The sequence below is a fragment of the Microbacterium sp. CCNWLW41 genome, from assembly GCF_037083505.1.
On record NZ_JBAOJP010000011.1, the window covers coordinates 301,637 to 318,442 of the forward strand.

General features: G+C 73.3%; 13 protein-coding genes. 6 read left to right on the top strand and 7 right to left on the bottom strand.

Translation table 11 applies throughout. The annotated features are described in order from the left end of the window. Positions 1 to 20: 20 nt before the first annotated feature. On the top strand, positions 21 to 1,106 hold the full coding sequence (gene dxr, locus V6R91_RS31290; protein ID WP_336398588.1) for a 1-deoxy-D-xylulose-5-phosphate reductoisomerase: 1,086 nt from the start codon (positions 21 to 23) through the stop codon (positions 1,104 to 1,106). A 66-nt stretch (positions 1,107 to 1,172) separates the two neighbouring features. Here the strand turns inward: dxr and V6R91_RS31295 are convergent, their stop codons facing one another. The 3 genes from V6R91_RS31295 to V6R91_RS31305 all read right to left on the bottom strand — a co-directional run bounded on the left by V6R91_RS31295 (position 1,173) and on the right by V6R91_RS31305 (position 4,369). Continuing rightward, positions 1,173 to 2,837 carry a Mur ligase family protein gene (locus V6R91_RS31295; RefSeq protein WP_336398589.1) on the bottom strand — a complete coding sequence of 555 codons (1,665 nt, stop codon included), beginning with the start codon at positions 2,835 to 2,837 and terminating at the stop codon, positions 1,173 to 1,175. A gap of 113 nt (positions 2,838 to 2,950) precedes the next feature. Beyond that, complete coding sequence (locus tag V6R91_RS31300) at positions 2,951 to 3,679, bottom strand: YcnI family protein (protein ID WP_336398590.1); 729 nt, start codon at positions 3,677 to 3,679, stop codon at positions 2,951 to 2,953. A 114-nt stretch (positions 3,680 to 3,793) separates the two neighbouring features. Next, positions 3,794 to 4,369: a hypothetical protein gene (locus tag V6R91_RS31305; protein ID WP_336398591.1), complete on the bottom strand. Its 576-nt coding sequence runs from the start codon at positions 4,367 to 4,369 to the stop codon at positions 3,794 to 3,796. 118 nt (positions 4,370 to 4,487) lie between these two features. Here V6R91_RS31305 and V6R91_RS31310 point away from each other — a divergent pair, with 118 nt between their 5' ends. After that, positions 4,488 to 5,783, top strand: coding sequence for a M50 family metallopeptidase (locus V6R91_RS31310; RefSeq protein ID WP_336398592.1), 1,296 nt, complete (start codon positions 4,488 to 4,490; stop codon positions 5,781 to 5,783). Positions 5,784 to 5,915: 132 nt separating this feature from the next. Here the strand turns inward: V6R91_RS31310 and V6R91_RS31315 are convergent, their stop codons facing one another. Continuing rightward, on the bottom strand, positions 5,916 to 7,859 hold the full coding sequence (locus V6R91_RS31315; protein WP_336398593.1) for an anthranilate synthase family protein: 1,944 nt from the start codon (positions 7,857 to 7,859) through the stop codon (positions 5,916 to 5,918). 334 nt (positions 7,860 to 8,193) lie between these two features. Between V6R91_RS31315 and nhaA the strand changes: the two genes are divergently transcribed. After that, positions 8,194 to 10,014, top strand: coding sequence for a Na+/H+ antiporter NhaA (nhaA, locus tag V6R91_RS31320; RefSeq protein WP_336398625.1), 1,821 nt, complete (start codon positions 8,194 to 8,196; stop codon positions 10,012 to 10,014). Between the two features lie 7 nt (positions 10,015 to 10,021). Here nhaA and V6R91_RS31325 read toward each other — a convergent pair whose 3' ends face one another. Then, positions 10,022 to 11,254, bottom strand: coding sequence for a low temperature requirement protein A (locus V6R91_RS31325; protein WP_336398594.1), 1,233 nt, complete (start codon positions 11,252 to 11,254; stop codon positions 10,022 to 10,024). Between the two features lie 123 nt (positions 11,255 to 11,377). Here V6R91_RS31325 and ispG point away from each other — a divergent pair, with 123 nt between their 5' ends. Genes ispG through V6R91_RS31340 form a run of 3 tightly spaced genes read left to right on the top strand, consistent with a single transcriptional unit; the run spans position 11,378 to position 14,627 of the window. After that, positions 11,378 to 12,529, top strand: coding sequence for a flavodoxin-dependent (E)-4-hydroxy-3-methylbut-2-enyl-diphosphate synthase (gene ispG, locus V6R91_RS31330; RefSeq protein ID WP_336398595.1), 1,152 nt, complete (start codon positions 11,378 to 11,380; stop codon positions 12,527 to 12,529). Then, positions 12,529 to 13,425: a phosphotransferase gene (locus V6R91_RS31335; protein WP_336398596.1), complete on the top strand. Its 897-nt coding sequence runs from the start codon at positions 12,529 to 12,531 to the stop codon at positions 13,423 to 13,425. Before ispG ends, V6R91_RS31335 begins: the two co-directional genes overlap by 1 nt. Next, complete coding sequence (locus tag V6R91_RS31340; RefSeq protein ID WP_336398597.1) at positions 13,422 to 14,627, top strand: benzoate/H(+) symporter BenE family transporter; 1,206 nt, start codon at positions 13,422 to 13,424, stop codon at positions 14,625 to 14,627. The genes V6R91_RS31335 and V6R91_RS31340 overlap by 4 nt, the downstream gene beginning before the upstream one ends. 9 nt (positions 14,628 to 14,636) lie before the next feature. Here V6R91_RS31340 and pcp read toward each other — a convergent pair whose 3' ends face one another. Next, complete coding sequence (gene pcp, locus V6R91_RS31345; RefSeq protein ID WP_336398598.1) at positions 14,637 to 15,272, bottom strand: pyroglutamyl-peptidase I; 636 nt, start codon at positions 15,270 to 15,272, stop codon at positions 14,637 to 14,639. Positions 15,273 to 15,281: 9 nt separating this feature from the next. Continuing rightward, the gene (locus V6R91_RS31350; protein WP_336398599.1) at positions 15,282 to 16,721 is read right to left on the bottom strand and encodes an RNB domain-containing ribonuclease; all 1,440 of its coding nucleotides are present in this window, start codon (positions 16,719 to 16,721) and stop codon (positions 15,282 to 15,284) included. Positions 16,722 to 16,806: the final 85 nt, after the last annotated feature.

Here is a 16,806-nt window from a genome sequence, read left to right on the forward strand (position 1 = left end):
CCGGTCGATAGGCTGGCCCGATGCGGCGCGTCCTCATCCTCGGCTCGACCGGCTCCATCGGCACGCAGGCGCTCGACGTCGTGCGGGCCAACCCGCGGCGATTCGAGGTGGTCGGTCTCGCAGCCGGTTCCGACAGGACCGCGCTGTCCGCCCAGGCCGACGAGTTCCACGTCGAGCACACCGCGCTGGGCGCCGCCGAGGCGGAGCAGCTCGTCCGCGACGTGGAAGCGGACGTGGTGCTCAACGGCATCACCGGCTCGGTCGGCCTCGGTCCCACGCTCGCGGCGCTCGAGACGGGACGCACCCTGGCTCTGGCCAACAAGGAGTCCCTCATCGTCGGCGGCGACCTCGTCACCGCCCTCGCCCGGCCGGGGCAGATCGTCCCCGTCGACTCCGAGCACTCCGCGATCGCGCAGGCGCTGCGCTGCGGCGAGCCCGAGGAGGTGCGTCGGCTCGTGCTGACGGCATCCGGCGGCCCTTTCCGAGGTCGTAGCCGCGCGTCCCTTGAGAGCGTGACGCCGGCGGAGGCGCTCGCCCACCCCACGTGGGACATGGGACGCGTCGTGACGACGAACTCGGCCACGCTCGTGAACAAGGGCCTCGAGGTCATCGAGGCGCATCTGCTGTTCGGCATCCCGTACGCCCAGATCGACGTGGTGGTCCACCCGCAGTCGATCGTCCACTCCATGGTCGAGTTCGTCGACGGCTCCACGATCGCCCAGGCATCCCCGCCCGACATGAGGCTGCCCATCTCGCTCGGTCTGGACTGGCCCCACCGCGTCGCGGGGGTCGGGCGCCCGTTGGACTGGACGACGGCGGCCTCGTGGACGTTCGAGCCGCTCGACGACGACGCCTTTCCCGCCGTCCGCCTCGCGAAGCAGGTGGGTCGCGCCGGCGGCACCTACCCGGCGGTCTTCAACGCCGCGAACGAGCAGGCGGTCGACGCCTTCCACGAGGGCCGGCTCGCCTTCCTGGCCATCGTCGACACCGTCGCGCGCGTGGTCGACGCGCACGAGGCGCCCGACGCCCTCACCCGCGACTCGCTCTCCGAGGCCGAGGCGTGGGCCCGCCGCACCGCCGACGAGGCGATCGCCGCGGCATCCTGACCCTGTCGCCGCCCGGCACTCCTCCGCACCGGGTCGTGCGCTCGCCCGCGTGGGGCGGCAGAGGGGTCAGGCCGTGGGGAAAGCCGGACGGAGGGGATCGGATGCCGGCGTCTCGGCGTCCGGGTACGGCACCGGCCAGTGAGGCTCGGGCACCGGCCAGCCGGCGTCGCGGAGGGCTCGGCGGGCCAGCTCCCGCGCCGAGTACGGGGTGCGGACGCCGCGGATGTCGCGGTAGTCCTGGTGGCCGGGACCGGCCCACAGGATCGCGTCCCCGTCGCCGACGAGCGCGACGGCTTCGATGATCGCGCGCTCCGGGGGCGAGTACTCGTGGATCTCGGCATCCGGGCGGGCGCGGCGCGCGCCCTCGATGAGGGTGGCGCGGATCGAGTCGGGGTCCTCGTGACGGGGGTGGTGGTCGGTGATCACGAGGATGTCGCTGCCCTCGACGCCGGTGCGGCCCATGTCATGGCGCTTGGTGGCGTCGCGGTCGCCGTCGGCGCCGAAGAGCATGACGACCTTGCCCGGCGTCACGCGCCGCACCGCGGCGAGGGTCTTCTCGAACGCGTCGGGGGAGTGGCCGAAGTCCACGTAGACGGCCGGACCCGTCTCGCCCGAGACGAGCTCCGTGCGGCCGGGGAGATAGGCCTCGATGCGCCCGCCGTCCAGAGCGGCGACGAGACGCTCCCAGGCGTAGCCGCCCTCGAGGATCATCACGATGGCGAGGCCGGCGTTGGCGGCCATATGGCGTCCGATCACCGGGACGAGCGTCGTCAGCGTGCGCCCGTCGCGCGCGGTCAGGCGGAACTCGGTGCCCACCGGGCGCTCGTCGAGGATCTCGACCACCCAGTCGGCGGCGGCCGCGGTCGCCGCGTCGGACGCCAGGTCCGGGGTGCCGACGGTCACCGTCGGCACCTCGCTGCGGGCGACGACCTCCGCGCCCGGCTCGGAGTCGATGCACACGACGGCGCGGCGCGCGCGGTCGGGGCGGAACAGCGGCAGCTTCGCCTCGAAGTACTCGCGCATGTCGGCGTAGTCGTCGAGGTGATCGTGGGTGAGGTTCGTGAAGCCCGCGACGTCGAACATGATCCCGTCCACGCGGCGCCGGCTCAGCGCCTGGGCGCTCACCTCGACGGCCACGGCCTCGACGCCGCGCTCGCGCATGAGCGCCAGGAGCGCGTGCATCTCGTACGCCTCGGGGGTGGTCAGGCGCGACACGACGACCTGTCCTGCGATGTGACGCTCGGCCGTCGACGACAGGCCGGTGGTGACGCCCAGCTGGCCGAGGATGCCCTCGAGCAGGTGCGACACGCTCGTCTTGCCGTTGGTGCCCGTCGTGCCGAACAGCGTCGGCAGCCGGTCGTCGCGGCCGGTGCGGTAAACCCACGCCGACAGCTCGCCGAGCAGCGCACGCGGGTCCTCGACCACGATGACGGGCAGGCCGCTCGACGCGGCGTCGTCGGCGCCGGCGGCATCCGTCACGACCGCGACGGCGCCCCTCTCGGCGGCCGCCGCGGCGAACTCGGCACCGTGACGGTTGACGCCCTGCACGGCGACGAACACGTCGCCGGGGCGGAGGTCGGCCGTCGCGAGGGTGATGCCCGTGAGCGTCACCCCGTCGGCGTCGCCGCGCACCTCGGTGCCCAGGAGCGCCGCGAGGTCGGCGAGGGAATGGGTCGGCGGCGCGTCGGGGCGGAGTACCGGGGGCAGGTTGGAGGGCGCGTCGGTCGGCATGGCGCATCCATCTTCGCACGGCGCCCCGCGGCCGGCCTCCGCACGCGACCCCGGGCGCGAGGCGGGGGCGGGGTGGGGGCGCGCCCGCCTTGCGGCGGACGCGCCCGGCGCGGTCACGACCGGCGGCGGCGCACCAGCACGACGGTGAGCGCGGCGAGTCCCGCGGCCAGTCCGCCGGCTGCCAGCCAGCGGGCGGCCGGGTCGGCGGAGGTGCCGGATGCCGCGGCATCCGCGTCGGCCGCCGCGGCGTCATGCGCGGCGTGCTCGTCGCCGTCGCCGTCGGCGGTCGCGGTTCCCGGGGCGTGTCCGTCGACGGCGTCTGCGGCATCCGTCACCATCACCAGCGGCGCGGGCGCGTCGAGGTCGTGCGGGTCCTCGCCCTCCTCGGCCAGCTGCGACCACGCGGTCTCGCCGACCACGCACGTCTGGGTCACCGGGAAGGCGAGCGTCGTGCCGGCGGCGTCCTCGGCGAACAGGACGTCGATCGAGACGGCGGCCTTGAGCCCGTCCTCGACGGGGCTGTCGCTCGTGAACACGACGTGCGTCGGCACGCCGTCGGCACCCGGCTCGCGCGAGATGGTCCAGCCGCCCTGCACGATCGGCGTGGCGTTGGCGACCCCGTCGGGGATGCCGATCGAGAGCGCGGTCGTGGCAGAGCCGTCGCAGCCGTGGCTGAACGAGAACGCGAGCGTCCGGGTTCCGCCGGCAGGGGCGGCATCGGGGGACACGTGCACGTGGGCTGCGGCCGCCAGCGGCGCCCCGACGACCAGGGCGAGGCCGGCCGCGAGGCCCAGGGCGGCGGTGAGGGTGCGGGTGCGGGGAAGGCGGGAGGTGTTGTCCATGTCGGTTCTTTCGTCTTTCGTCTCGTGTCGTCGGGCGCGCCGATCGACGCGTGCTCGGAGGGGCACGCACAGGAACCGGTCCACGCGGGCGCGTGTCCGGGTGACGTGCGGCGCTCAGCGCGCCGCGGTGACGAGAGCGGGCGGGCCGCGTCGCGAGACGTCCGACAGTACGACGGCGACCGTGAGGCGAGGCCGCGAGACGACGATGCCGATCCGGGCGGGCATCGGCGCGCGCGGGGCGATGGCGCGGGCGCGCGAGAGCACCGAGCGGATGCCGCGGCCCAGGGCCCGCAGCACCCGCTCACCGCCGTGAAGCACGGCCACGGTGACGGCGCCCGCGATCGCATGGGCGACCAGCATGGGGGCGTCCGGGAGGACGAGGGCGCTGAGGTCGGCGCCGAGGTGCGCGACATGGTGTCCGTGGAGCGCGGCCGGATCGGTGCCGGCGGTGACGGCGAACGAGACGTGGAAGAGCGCCTGGGCGGCGAGCACCGTGGCTGCCACGCGCCACATCGCCAGGCGCCGCCCCGCGATCGCCACGGCGAACGGGGCGGCCAGCACCCCAGTGGCCGCCACCAGCGCGACGGGCGGAGCTCCGCCGCCGCCGAGCGTATGAGCGGCTGCGGCGACGATCGTCGCGACCCACGCGCCCGCGGTCCCGCGCAGCGCGCGGACGTGGCGTGGGGTCACGGCTCCTCCTCGCGTCGAGCCTACGGGACGGATACGGCCCGTCTCGCGCCCGCACGGCGCCCCGGCGGCGGTCGACGGTCACACCCAACTCAAAGCCTGACGCGGGTACCGTGAGCGTGTGGAAGTCCTCGCGTTCGTCATCGGCGTCGTGCTCATGGTCGTGGGCCTGGCGGTGTCGATCGCCCTGCACGAGCTGGGCCACCTCTGGCCCGCGAAGAAGTTCGGCGTCCGCGTGGGGCAGTACATGATCGGGTTCGGCCCGACGCTGTGGTCGCGGCGCATCGGTGAGACCGAGTACGGCGTCAAGGCGGTCCCGCTCGGCGGCTACATCTCGATGGCGGGCATGTACCCTCCGTCTCCGCAGGCCGAGAGCCGCGCCGGGCGCGCTGGAGGCGGGTTCTTCGCCACGATGGTCCAGGACGCCCGCGACGCCAACGACGAGACGCTCCACGCCGGCGACGACACCCGGGTGTTCTACCGGCTTCCGGTCTGGAAGCGCGTCGTCGTGATGCTCGGCGGGCCGGTGATGAACCTGCTCTTCGCGATCGTGCTGTTCGCGATCCTGCTCACCGGCATCGGCGTGCAGACGGCGACGACCACGGTCGCCCGCCTGTCCGAGTGCGTGCCGGCCACGAGCGCGAGCGAGTGCACGGCATCCGATCCCGCCGCTCCCGCCGCCACGGCCGGCATCCTCCCCGGCGACACCCTCGTGTCCATCGACGGCGAGCCGGTCGCCGATTTCGCAGAGGCATCCGCCATCATCCGCTCGTCGCCCGGTGAGGCGCTCACGTTCGTCGTCGAGCGCGACGGTGCCGACCGATCCTTCACCGTCACGCCCGCCACCATCGAGTCCGAGACGACGGCCGCCGACGGCACGACGACGACGGAAGAGGTCGGGTTCCTCGGCGTCGGACCCGTGGTCGAGTACGTGCGCCAGCCGATCTGGGTCGGTCCGCAGATGGCGCTGCAGAACGTCGGCGCCGTCGCGGCCATCATCTGGCAGCTGCCGGTCAAGGTCTGGGACACCGGGGTGAGCCTGGTGACGGGCCAGGAGCGCGACCCGAACGGACCGCTCAGCATCGTCGGGGCCGGGCGCCTGTCGGGCGAGGTCGCCGCCGCGGAGGCGCCGATCCTCAACCGGGTCGCCGGCTTCCTGTCGCTGCTGGCCTCCCTCAACATCGCGCTGTTCGTCTTCAACCTCATCCCGCTGCTGCCGCTGGACGGCGGGCACATCGCCGTGGCGCTGTGGGACGGGCTGAAGCGGGTCTGGGCGAAGCTGTTCCGCCGTCCGCCGCCGAAGCCCGTCGACGCGACCAAGCTCGTGCCCGTCACGTTCATCGTCGTGATCGGGCTCATCGCGATGGGCGGCGTGCTGATCCTCGCCGACATCGTCAACCCGGTCTCGATCTTCTGATCACCTGAGCCGCGGCATCCGTCGTCCTCTCCGGGTTCGGGGCGCCCGGCGTGCGCTCGGGGCGCGCGGGGTGCGCCCCGGACGTTCACGACGCGCCCCGAACCCGGAGACGTGCGAGGGGGAAGGCAGCCGTCAGGCGTCGACGGGGGTGAGGGCGTGCTCGACGAGCCGGCGGAGCGTCGTCATGCCGTCGCGCGACAGGATCGACTCGAGGTGGCCCTGCACCGACGCGAATCCGGGGCCGCGCAGGGCGTAGACGTCGCCCGTCGCGTCGGCGGCGACCTCGGCCTCGCCCACGCGCTGCGTCCCGGCGGGGACCCGAGCGGTGAACGTGTTGTAGAACCCGATCGATGCGGGCACGCCGAACACGTCGACCGACTTCTGGAGCCCCTGGTGCGGCGCGTCCAGCGACGCGAGGTCGATCCCGAGCGAGTCGGCGAGGATCTGGTGGCTGAGGCAGACCGCGAGGATCGGACGGCCGGTCTCCCGCCGCCGGGCCACGACCTCGCGCATCCGCCGGATGCGGGGGCTGGAGGCGTCCCGGGGGTCGCCGGGTCCCGGCCCCGAGACCAGCAGCTCCGCGGCGTCGACCTGCTCGTCGGTGACCTCGCTCCACGGCGCGATGCGGGCGTCGAGCCCCAGGTGCCGCAGCTGGTGGGCGAGCATCGTGGTGAAGCGGTCTTCGGCGTCGACCACGAGGGCGGAGCGTCCCGTGAACGGGCCGACCTCGTCGGAGCCCTGCGGGTTCAGCCAGAACTCCGCCAGCCGCGCGTTGCGCGACGCGAGCAGCTCGGCGATCGCCGGGTCGTCGGCGAGCCGGCGCGGCGCCGGAGCCGGGGCGTCCTCGTCGATCACGTCGCCGTCGGGCACCGGCACGATCGCCGCCTCGGCGGCGGCGTCGCGCGGGACGGCACCGATCGCGCCGAGCACGCCGGCCGCCTTGCCGTGGGTCTCGCCGACCTCGCCGTACGGGTCGGAGTGGCGCACGAGGGTGGCGCCGACCGGGACGCGCAGGCGGCCGTCCTGGAGGTAGGCCGTGCGGATGAGGATCGGCGCGTCGAGGTCGTGGGTCGCCTCGCCGGCGGCGAGGGTGAGCCGCGGCGTGAAGAGCGCCGCCACGCCCGAGTAGTACCCGCGGGGCGTCGTCTCGTGGCGCTTGATCACCGTGCAGGCGTTCTGCATCGGTGACCCCGTCACCGTCGGCGCGAACATCGTCTCGCGCAGGATGTCACGGGGGTCGAGCCTGCTGCGGCCCCGCAGCACGTACTCGGTGTGGGTGAGCCGCGACATCTCCTTGAGATGCGGCCCGGTGATGCGGCCGCCGTCGGAGCAGACGGCGCTCATCATCTTCAGCTCCTCGTCGACCACCATGAACAGCTCCTCGGTCTCCTTCGTGGAGCGCAGGAACTCGGCGAGCGTCTCGGGGGTGGCGCCGCCGGCGGGGTGGCGGAACGTGCCCGAGATGGGGTTCATGGTCACCACGCCGTCGCGCGCGCTGACGTGCGCCTCGGGGCTCGCCCCGACGGCGACGTGCCCCGGGGTGACGACGGCGAACGTCCAGTACGCGCCCCGCTCGTGCTCGAGGAGCGCTCGGAACCACGTGAGCGCGGCGGTGGCGGCATCCGACCCGACGCCCGCGGTGAAGTCGCGGCGGATCACGAAGTTCGCGCCCTCGCCCCGGCCGATCTCATCGGCGATCACGCGGCGCACGATGTCGGCGTACTCCTCGTCGGCGATGTCGAAGCCGGCGTCCTCGAGCGCGACCGGGTCGGCGGGCAGTTGCGCCAAGACCTCCTCGCGAGGGAGCGCCACGCGCTCGGCCACGATCAGGCAGCGCAGCGGCGCGCCGTCGTCATGGCACTCGAAGCCGCGCTCGCGGACCTGCCGGAACGGCACCAGCGCGAGCACCTCGCGCGGCGCACCGGAGGCGTCGGTGAGCGGGATGTCGGCGAGCAGCTCGACGTCGACCACGTCGCCGGTGAGCAGTTCGACGGTGGAGCCGTCGCGTGCGATGAGGGCGAAGGGGATGCCGCGCTCGGCGATCTCGCGAAGCGAAGGGTGGGCGGGCCCGGTCATGGCTGTGGTCTTTCGTCGTGGGGGGGAGGCATCCCTTACGAAAAAGAAGACCGCCCCGAGGGCGGTCTGAGTCGCTCGAAACCCACCGCCTATGCGGTGAGCCACCAGGAGAGGCGAGCGGACATGCGCCGAACCTATCACAGCCGGGATCGGCTCATCTGGGCGTGACGGCCCACGGGCGGCGCGTTTCGCTCCATACTGAGGCCGACCGTTTCCTCGCATCCTCGCGCCGCGGAGGCCCGTCTTGACCCGACTCCCCATCACCGAGCGCCGGCCCGACCCGGCCCGGGCGCACGACCGAACGCGCCCGTCGATCGCCGACCGCATCCAGAACATGGGGGAGCAGCGCACCGGCGCGCTCCTGCTGGTGCTCGCGACCCTCGCGGCGATCGTGTGGGCCAACCTCGGGGCGGCGTCGTACCACGACTTCTGGGAGACCGACCTCTCGATCGGCTTCGGCGACATCGAGCTGGAGTTCACGCTCCACGCACTGGTCAACGATGCCCTGATGGCCGTCTTCTTCTTCACCGTCGGCCTCGAGGTGCGCCGGGAGTTCGCGATCGGCGAGCTGACGAGCTGGTCCCGGGCCATGATCCCGGTGATGGCGGCGGTGGCGGGTCTCGTCGTGCCGGCGGCCCTGTTCCTGGCGATCGCCGCGGGCACCGGGCAGGAGCACGCGTGGGGTGTCGTCATCTCGACCGACACCGCGTTCCTGGTGGGCGCGCTCGCCCTCATCGGCCCGCGCGCGTCGGGCCGGCTCCGGGTGTTCCTGCTGGCCCTCGCGGTCGTCGACGACATCGGCGCGCTGAGCATCATCGCGCTCTTCTACACCGAGAGCTTCACGCCGCTGCCGCTGCTGATCGCCGCCGCCGGTCTCGCCGCCATCTTCTTCACGCGCTACGTGCCCCGCGGGCGGGGGCCGATCTACGCGACGCTGTCGATCATCGTGTGGCTCGCGTTCCTCGCCTCCGGCGTGCATCCCACACTGGCGGGGGTCGCGATCGCGCTGCTCATCCCGGTGTACCGGCCCAACCGCCGCGACGTCGAGCAGGCGCTGGAGCTGGCGCGCATCTTCCGGCAGTCCCCGAACAGCGAGTACGCGCGCCAGGCCGCGAACAGCCTGCGCGAGTCGATCTCGATCAACGAGCGCCTCCAGTCGGCGTACGCGCCCTATGTCGCCTACGTGATCCTGCCGCTGTTCGCCCTCGCCAACGCGGGCGTCGAGGTGTCGGGGCCGATCCTCGCCGCGGCGGTGCAGTCGCCGGTCACCTGGGCCATCGTCGTCGGCCTCGTCGCGGGCAAGTTCGTCGGCGTGTTCGGCGCGGCGCTGGTCATGAAGGTGTTCAGGCTCGGCGAGTTCGGGCTGGGGCTGACCCTGGACCGTGTCGCGGGCGGTGCCATGCTGTGCGGCATCGGCTTCACGATCTCGCTGTTCATCATCGACCTCGCGATCGACGATCCCGGCGTGCAGAACGAGGCGCGCGTGGGCGTGCTGGCGGCCTCCCTGCTGGCGTTCGTGCTGGCGGCGGTCATGTTCCGCATCTCCGACGCCCGACGGCCCGACGACGACGGCGGCCGCACGCTCGTGCGGCCGGTGGACCCCCAGCGCGACCACATCTACGGCGACGTGAACGCCCCGCTGACGATCGTGGAGTACGGGGACTTCCAGTGCCCGTTCTGCCTCAAGGCCTCCGGCTCGATCGAAGAGGTGCGCCGCGAGCTCGGCGACCGTCTGCGGTACGTGTGGCGTCACGCGCCGCTCGAGCGTCAGCATCCGAATGCGCTCGCCGCGGCCGAGGCGGCGGAGGCGGCGGCGCTGCAGGGGAGGCTGCCGGAGTTCTCGCGGAGCCTGTTCGCCGACCAGGAGCACCAGCTGCCGTCCGACATCATCCGGCGCGCCCGCGAGCTGGGACTGGACGTCGACCGCTTCGAAGAGGACCTCGCCTCCCCGAAGGTCACCGGCCGGGTGCGCGACGACATGCTCGACGCCGAGGCGATGGACATCACGTCGGTCCCCACGTTCTTCGTCAACGGCATCCGTCACACCGGCCCGTACGACGCGCAGACGCTGATCCGCGCGCTCACGAGCTCCGCGCCCGACCCCGCCGAGCCCGGCGGGGTCGCCGAGCCGGGCATGCCCGACGCCGGGCGGTGACCGCCGGTCAGGCGGTCGCGCGCTCGAGCATCGCGGCGCCGTGGCGCCAGCCCACCGTCTCGTACCCGACGACGACCACCGCCGGCGAGCAGGCGATGAGGAGCATGCCGATGGCGAGCGACGCGCCCAGCGCGACCGCGCCCACACCCACGGCGAGGACCGCGACGACGCCGAGCCACAGCACGAGGTGGAAGCCGTCGAACTGCCTCACCAGCACCGCGTAGAGCACGAAGAGCAGCGTCTCGAACGCCAGCACCGGCACCGCGATGGTCAGCGCGGCGAACGTCGCGTCCACGTGCGCGTCGCCGCCGATCACGTACGCGGCGACGTGCAGACCCGCCCCCACGCCCACGAGCGCGCCGAAGAGCGCGATCTGCAGGTAGCCCCACGCGAAGCTCCGTTCCGGATGCCGCGCCAGCACCCGGCCCCAGGGGATGGCGAAGTAGATCCACCACATCCCGAAGGCGAGCGCCACGCCCGAGAAGGCGACGACGCCGGTCTCGAGGGTCCACCCGTCGACCTCCAGCACGGCCGAGATCGCAAGGATGGTCCCGAGGATCACCTCGCCGAGCGTGATGATCACCAGCAGCCCGTACCGCTCGGCGATGTGGTGCGCATGCCACGGCGTGCGCCCGAAGCGCAGTTCTGCGAAGAGCGGCCCGGCCAGTTCGAACAGGGTGAGCAGCGTCGTGACGACGAGCGTGATCCCGATCGGCATGTTCAGGAAGATGAGTGCGATCCACCCCAGCTGGGCGATCGAGATGTTCACGATGTAGGCGATCGCAGTGCGGCGTCGGGCCTCGTCGTGCATCGCCACGCGGGCCCACAGCGCCACCGTCGCCAGCCGCATGACCACGTAGCCCGCCACCATGACGGTGTTGTCGAAGATCCGCCCCTCCTCCAGCGAGTGGAACACCGGCGGCACGCCGAGCGCGACGACCAGGACGCCGATCATGACGACCATCGTCGCGAGGCGGAAGAAGAGGTCGTCGTTGTCGTACGCCGAGGCGAGCCAGGAGTAGTTGATCCAGGCCCACGTCACGGCGAACGTCGTGAAGGCGAACCCGACGAGGGCGGTGGGCAGGTGTCCCAGCTCGAGCTGGTGCGCCGTCTGCGAGCCGATCTGGCTGAAGGCCACGACGAAGACGAGGTCGAAAAGCAGCTCCAGCGGCGTGGCAGCCCGGTGAGCCTCGTGCGGGTCCCTGCCCGTCATGCGTCCGATGCGGTGGCTCAGGCTCATGCCCGGAAGATACACCGTCCCCCGTACGGCCCGGCACGATGACGGATGCCGCGGCGCGCGGCATCCGTCATCGACGGCGGCGGCTCGGAGCCGACGGTCAGATCCGCCCCGTAGGCTGGTGCCGTGCCAGCCGTGAATCTCGGGATGCCCAAGGTCCCCGAAACGCTCGCCCCCCGTCGCAAGACCCGCCAGATCAAGGTGGGCAAGGTGCTGGTCGGCGGCGACGCGCCGGTGAGCGTGCAGTCGATGACGACCACGCCGACCACCAACATCAACGCGACGCTGCAGCAGATCGCCGAGCTGACCGCCTCCGGCTGCGAGATCGTGCGGGTCGCGGTGCCGTCCCAGGACGACGCCGATGTGCTGCACATCATCGCGAAGAAGAGCCAGATCCCGGTGATCGCCGACATCCACTTCCAGCCCAAGTACGTCTTCCAGGCCATCGACGCCGGCTGCGGCGCGGTGCGCGTCAACCCGGGCAACATCCGCAAGTTCGACGACCAGGTCGGCGCGATCGCCGCCGCCGCGAAGGCGGCCGGGGTCTCGCTGCGCATCGGCGTCAACGCCGGCTCGCTCGACCGGCGGCTGCTCGAGAAGTACGGCAAGGCGACGCCCGAGGCCCTCGTCGAGAGCGCGGTGTGGGAGGCGTCCCTCTTCGAGGAGCACGACTTCCACGACTTCAAGATCTCGGTCAAGCACAACGACCCGATCGTGATGGTCAAGGCCTACCGCCTGCTCGCCGAGCGCGGCGACTGGCCGCTCCACCTCGGGGTGACCGAGGCCGGGCCCGCGTTCCAGGGCACGATCAAGTCGGCGACCGCGTTCGGGATCCTCTTGGCGGAGGGCATCGGCGACACCATCCGCGTCTCGCTGTCGGCGCCGCCCGCCGAAGAGGTCAAGGTCGGCCACCAGATCCTGCAGTCGCTGAACCTGCGTGAGCGCAAGCTCGAGATCGTGTCGTGCCCGTCGTGCGGACGCGCCCAGGTCGACGTCTACTCGCTGGCCGACTCCGTCACGGAGGGGCTCAAGGACATGACGGTCCCGCTGCGCGTCGCCGTCATGGGCTGCGTCGTCAACGGGCCCGGCGAGGCGCGCGAAGCCGACCTCGGCGTGGCATCCGGCAACGGCAAGGGGCAGATCTTCGTCAAGGGACAGGTCATCAAGACCGTTCCCGAGGCCGACATCGTCGCCACCCTCATCGAGGAGGCGAACCGCATCGCCGACGAGATGGGCCCGGCCGCGCCGGTCGGCACCGCGCAGGTCGTCACCGCCTGATGGGCCTCGGCCGCCTGTCGGCGGCGCAGCGCGCGCTCGTCGCGTCGTGGCTGCCGGGCGTCGAGATCGTCGCGGATCTGAGCTGGAACCAGGCGGACACCGTCGTGCTCCGCGCGCGGCACGACGGCCGCGATCTCGTCGTCAAGGCGGGGGGAGCGCAGAACCACCACCTCGGCCGCGAGCTCGATGCGTACGAGGGCGGCTACACCGCGGGGTGGGCGCGGTCCGGACGCGCGCCCGGGCTGCTCCACGCCGATCGCCCGGCGCGCATCCTGGTCACCGAGTGGCTCGAGGGCCGGCTGGTGTACCGGACGCCGGCCGCGGCCGACCCCGACGTGCACCGCCGCGCGGGGGAGCTGCTGCGCGCGTTCCACGATCAGGCCTCGCGGCCGTCGGAGGGGACGGATGCCGCCGCCACCGGCCGTGCGATCGCCTGGCTCGATGCGGATCACGCGATCTCCGGCGACGTCGAGGAGCGGCTGCGGCATGCGCTGGCGGTCCTCGCGCCCGTGGAGGCGGACCTCGTGCCCACGCACGGGGACTGGCAGCCGCGCAACTGGCTCACCGACGGTGGCATCCTGCGTGTCATCGACTTCGGCCGGTTCGCATTCCGGCCGCCGGCGACCGACCTCACCCGGCTCGCCGCGCAGGAGTGGCGCGACGATCCCGCGTGCGAGGCGGCCTTCCTCGACGGTTACGGCCGGGACCCCAGGAATCCGGCGCATTGGCTCCTCCTGCGGCTGCGCGAGGCGATCGGCACCGCGGCGTGGGCGCACCAGGTGGGCGACACGGCCTTCGAGGCGCAGGGGCACCGCATGATCGCCGACGCGCTCGCGGAGTTCGATGCCGGCCAGGCGGGCGGTCGCCGTCCGTCGTGGCAGGATCCGATGTCATGACCGACGCCGAGTCCGTCGCGACCGCACCCGCGTCGGCACCCCTGTCCCGCCCGATCGTCGCCGGCATCGTCACGGCGCTCGTCGGGGTGACGAGCACGTTCGCGGTCGTGCTGACCGGTCTCGACGCCGTGGGTGCGACCCCCGCGCAGGCCGGGAGCGGGCTGCTGATCCTCTGCCTCACGATGGGCGCCTCGGGTCTGCTCCTGGCGTGGCGCCACCGCATGCCGATCACCGTGGCGTGGTCGACGCCGGGCGCCGCGGTGCTCGCGGCCACGGGTGCCGTCGACGGCGGCTGGCCGGCCGCCGTCGGTGCGTTCCTCGTCACGGCGGGACTCATCCTGCTCACGGCCCTGTGGCCGCAGCTCGGGCGGCTGATCGCCCGGATCCCGCCCTCGATCGCGCAGGCCATGCTGGCGGGCGTCCTGCTTCCGCTGTGCCTCGCGCCGGTCACCGGGCTCGTGACCAACCCGTGGGGCGTGGCGCCGGTCGTCATCACGTGGCTCGTCTTCGTGCGGCTCGCGCCGCGGTGGGCGGTGCCGCTGGCCTTCGTCGCCGCGTCCGTCGTCGTCGCGGTCGACGTCATGGCCCGCGGCGCCGCGTTCGACCCGGCCCTGCTGGTTCCGCGGCTGGAGTTCACCGCGCCCACCCTCACCGTGGGAGCGGTCGTGGGACTCGCGCTGCCCCTCTTCCTGGTCACGATGGCGTCGCAGAACGTGCCCGGCGTCGCGATCATGCGCAGCTTCGGCTACCGGGTGCCGTGGCGTCCCGCGATGGTGGTCACCGGCGTCGGCACGGCGGTCGGCGCGACGGCCGGCGGGCACGCGATCAACCTCGCCGCGATCAGCGCCGCGCTCGCCGCCGCGCCCGACGCCGACCCGGACCCAGCCCGACGGTGGGTGGCGGGAGTGTCGACGGGGATCAGCGGCATGGTGCTCGGCGGACTGTCGGCCGCACTGGTGGCGCTGGTGGTGGTGGCGCCGGACGCCGTCATCCCCGCCGTCGCCGGCATCGCGCTGTTCGCGGCCTTCGGATCGTCGGTGCAGCAGGCGATCGACGACCCCGGCGAGCGGCTGCCGGCGGTCGTGACGTTCCTCGTCGCGGCGTCGGGAGTCGCCGTCGCCGGCGTGAGCGCGGCGTTCTGGGCGCTCATCGCGGGGCTCGTCGTGCGCGAGGTGCTGCACCTCGGCCGCCGCGCGCGCTGACGAGCGGAGTCAGTGCAGCGCCCCGCCGGGCACCGCGGCGTCCGCGGCGACGTCCAGGCTCGTGCGCACGGCGATCTCGAGGGCCCGGGCGATGTCGGCCACCGGAAGGGTCGCGGACCCCGCCGAGGGCGCGTGCTCGGCGGACCACGGCACGTGCACGAAGCCCGCGCGGGTGCCGGATGCCGCGACCTCGAGGGCGGTGAAGAAGACGTGGTTGCAGACGAACGTGCCCGCCGTGTACGAGACCTCGGCGGGGATGCCGGCGGCGGCGATCCGCCGGGCGATCTCCTTGACCGGCAGGGTGGCGAAACGTGCGGGCGGCGCGTCCGGGACGCTCGGCTGATCGACCGGCTGCGCGCCGTCGTTGTCGGGGATCCGCGCGTCGACGAGGTTCACGGCGACGCGCTCGACGCCGATGGCCTCGCGCCCACCGGCGAGGCCCGCCGCGATCACGGCTTCCGGCCGATGCTCGGCCATCAGGGCTCGCAGTCGATCCGCCGCCCCGGCGAACGTCACCGGCAGCACCGCGGTGACGAGGCGCTCCGGTCCGCTCCAGCGCTCCGCGACCAGGTGCACCGCCTCGCCGGACGGATTGACGGCGTCGCCGCCGAACGGCTCGAATCCGGTGAGGAGGACGGTGGCCATCGCACCAGGCTATGCGGTGGGCTCCAGCACCACGGTTCCGGTGGCGATGTCGGCCGTGCGCAGCCGCACCCGCACCGTGGTGCCCGGAACCGCGTCGAGATCGGCGACCTTCGCGGTCACCGGGGGCTGGACCAGCTGCACTCTTGCGGCGCCGTTGCGTCTGCCCAGCACCATCGCGTCGAAGACCGCACCCTCGCTGCCCGAGAGCAGGGCGGCCTCGACCCGGTCCAGGGTCGCCGCCTCGAGCCGAGCGGCGAGGCCGCCGCTGCGGTCCATGGTCTTGGGCAGCGAGGCCAGGCTCTCGCGCGCCCACGCCGGCACCTCGTCGCCGGCGGTGAGCGCCTCGCAGACGACGAGGGACCAGCGGTCGACGAGCCGGCGCAACGGCGCGGTGGTGTGCGCGTAAGGGGCGCCGATCGCGGCCTGGGAGGGATCCGCGGGCGGCTCCCCGTCGAACGCGACGTAGCCGGCGCCGCGGAAGAGCCCGCCCGCGGCGGCCAGGATCGCCAGCGCGGCAGGGGCGCGGCGGTCGAGACCGCGGAGGTAGTCGCCGTACGTGATGCCCGACGGCCAGGGGATGCCGAGCACCGAGGTCTGCGCCCGGAAGGCCGCGACGTCGTCGGGTTCCGCCGCCGGCATGGTGCGGAGGATGCCGACGCGGCCCGCGAGCATGATGTCGGCCGCGGCCATCCCGGTCATCAGCGACACCTGCGCGTTCCAGTCCTCGACCGGCAGCGGCGCGTCGCGCTCGAGCCGGTACCGGTCGCCGTCCGCGACGATGCGCGTCTCGGGCACGTTGAGGCTCGCGCCGCCGCGCTCGGCCTCCCGCTCCAGGCGGAGGGGGCCGAGCCATGCCAGCGCCGCCAGGCTCGGCGGCGCCGTCCCGGCGTCCAGCGCGGCCTGCGCGTCCACGTAGGTCCACTGCGCCCGCGACCGGATCGTCGCACGTCGCACGGATGCCTCCACGGGACGCGCGACGTCGTCGAGCACGAAGCGCCACACGTAGGCGCTGCGCTGCACGCCCGGCAGCAGCGAAGCGGCGTCGTGGCTGATCGGCGCGGGGTGCAGCGGCACCCGTCCGTCGACCGCGTACAGCGTCCGGCCCCGTCGACGCGCCTCGACGTCGACGGCGCCTCCCGGCCGGACGAAGGCCGGCACATCGGCGATCGCGTAGTGCAGCACCGCCCCGGTGCGCGTCCGCTCGATGTGCAGCGCCTGGTCGAGGTCGGTCGAGCCGGCGGGGTCGATCGTGAGGAAGTCGAGGTCCCGCAGGTCGTCCAGTTCCCCGCCGGGTTCGGTGGACACCGACGCGGCGGCCTGCTGCGCCTCGGCCTCCACCTCCGGGGGGAAGGCGCCGGGAAGATCCAGCTCGTCGCGCAGCCGGCGCAGCGACTCGACCAGCTCGTCGTGCGCGCGGGCGGGAACGAGTCGGGAGCGGTGTGCGGGCACGCGAACAGTGTAGGCACCGGTGTGCGGGAGGCGCCGCGGACGCGGTCGATCCGGCCGTTGTACGGCGGGGTGGGAACCTTCCGCG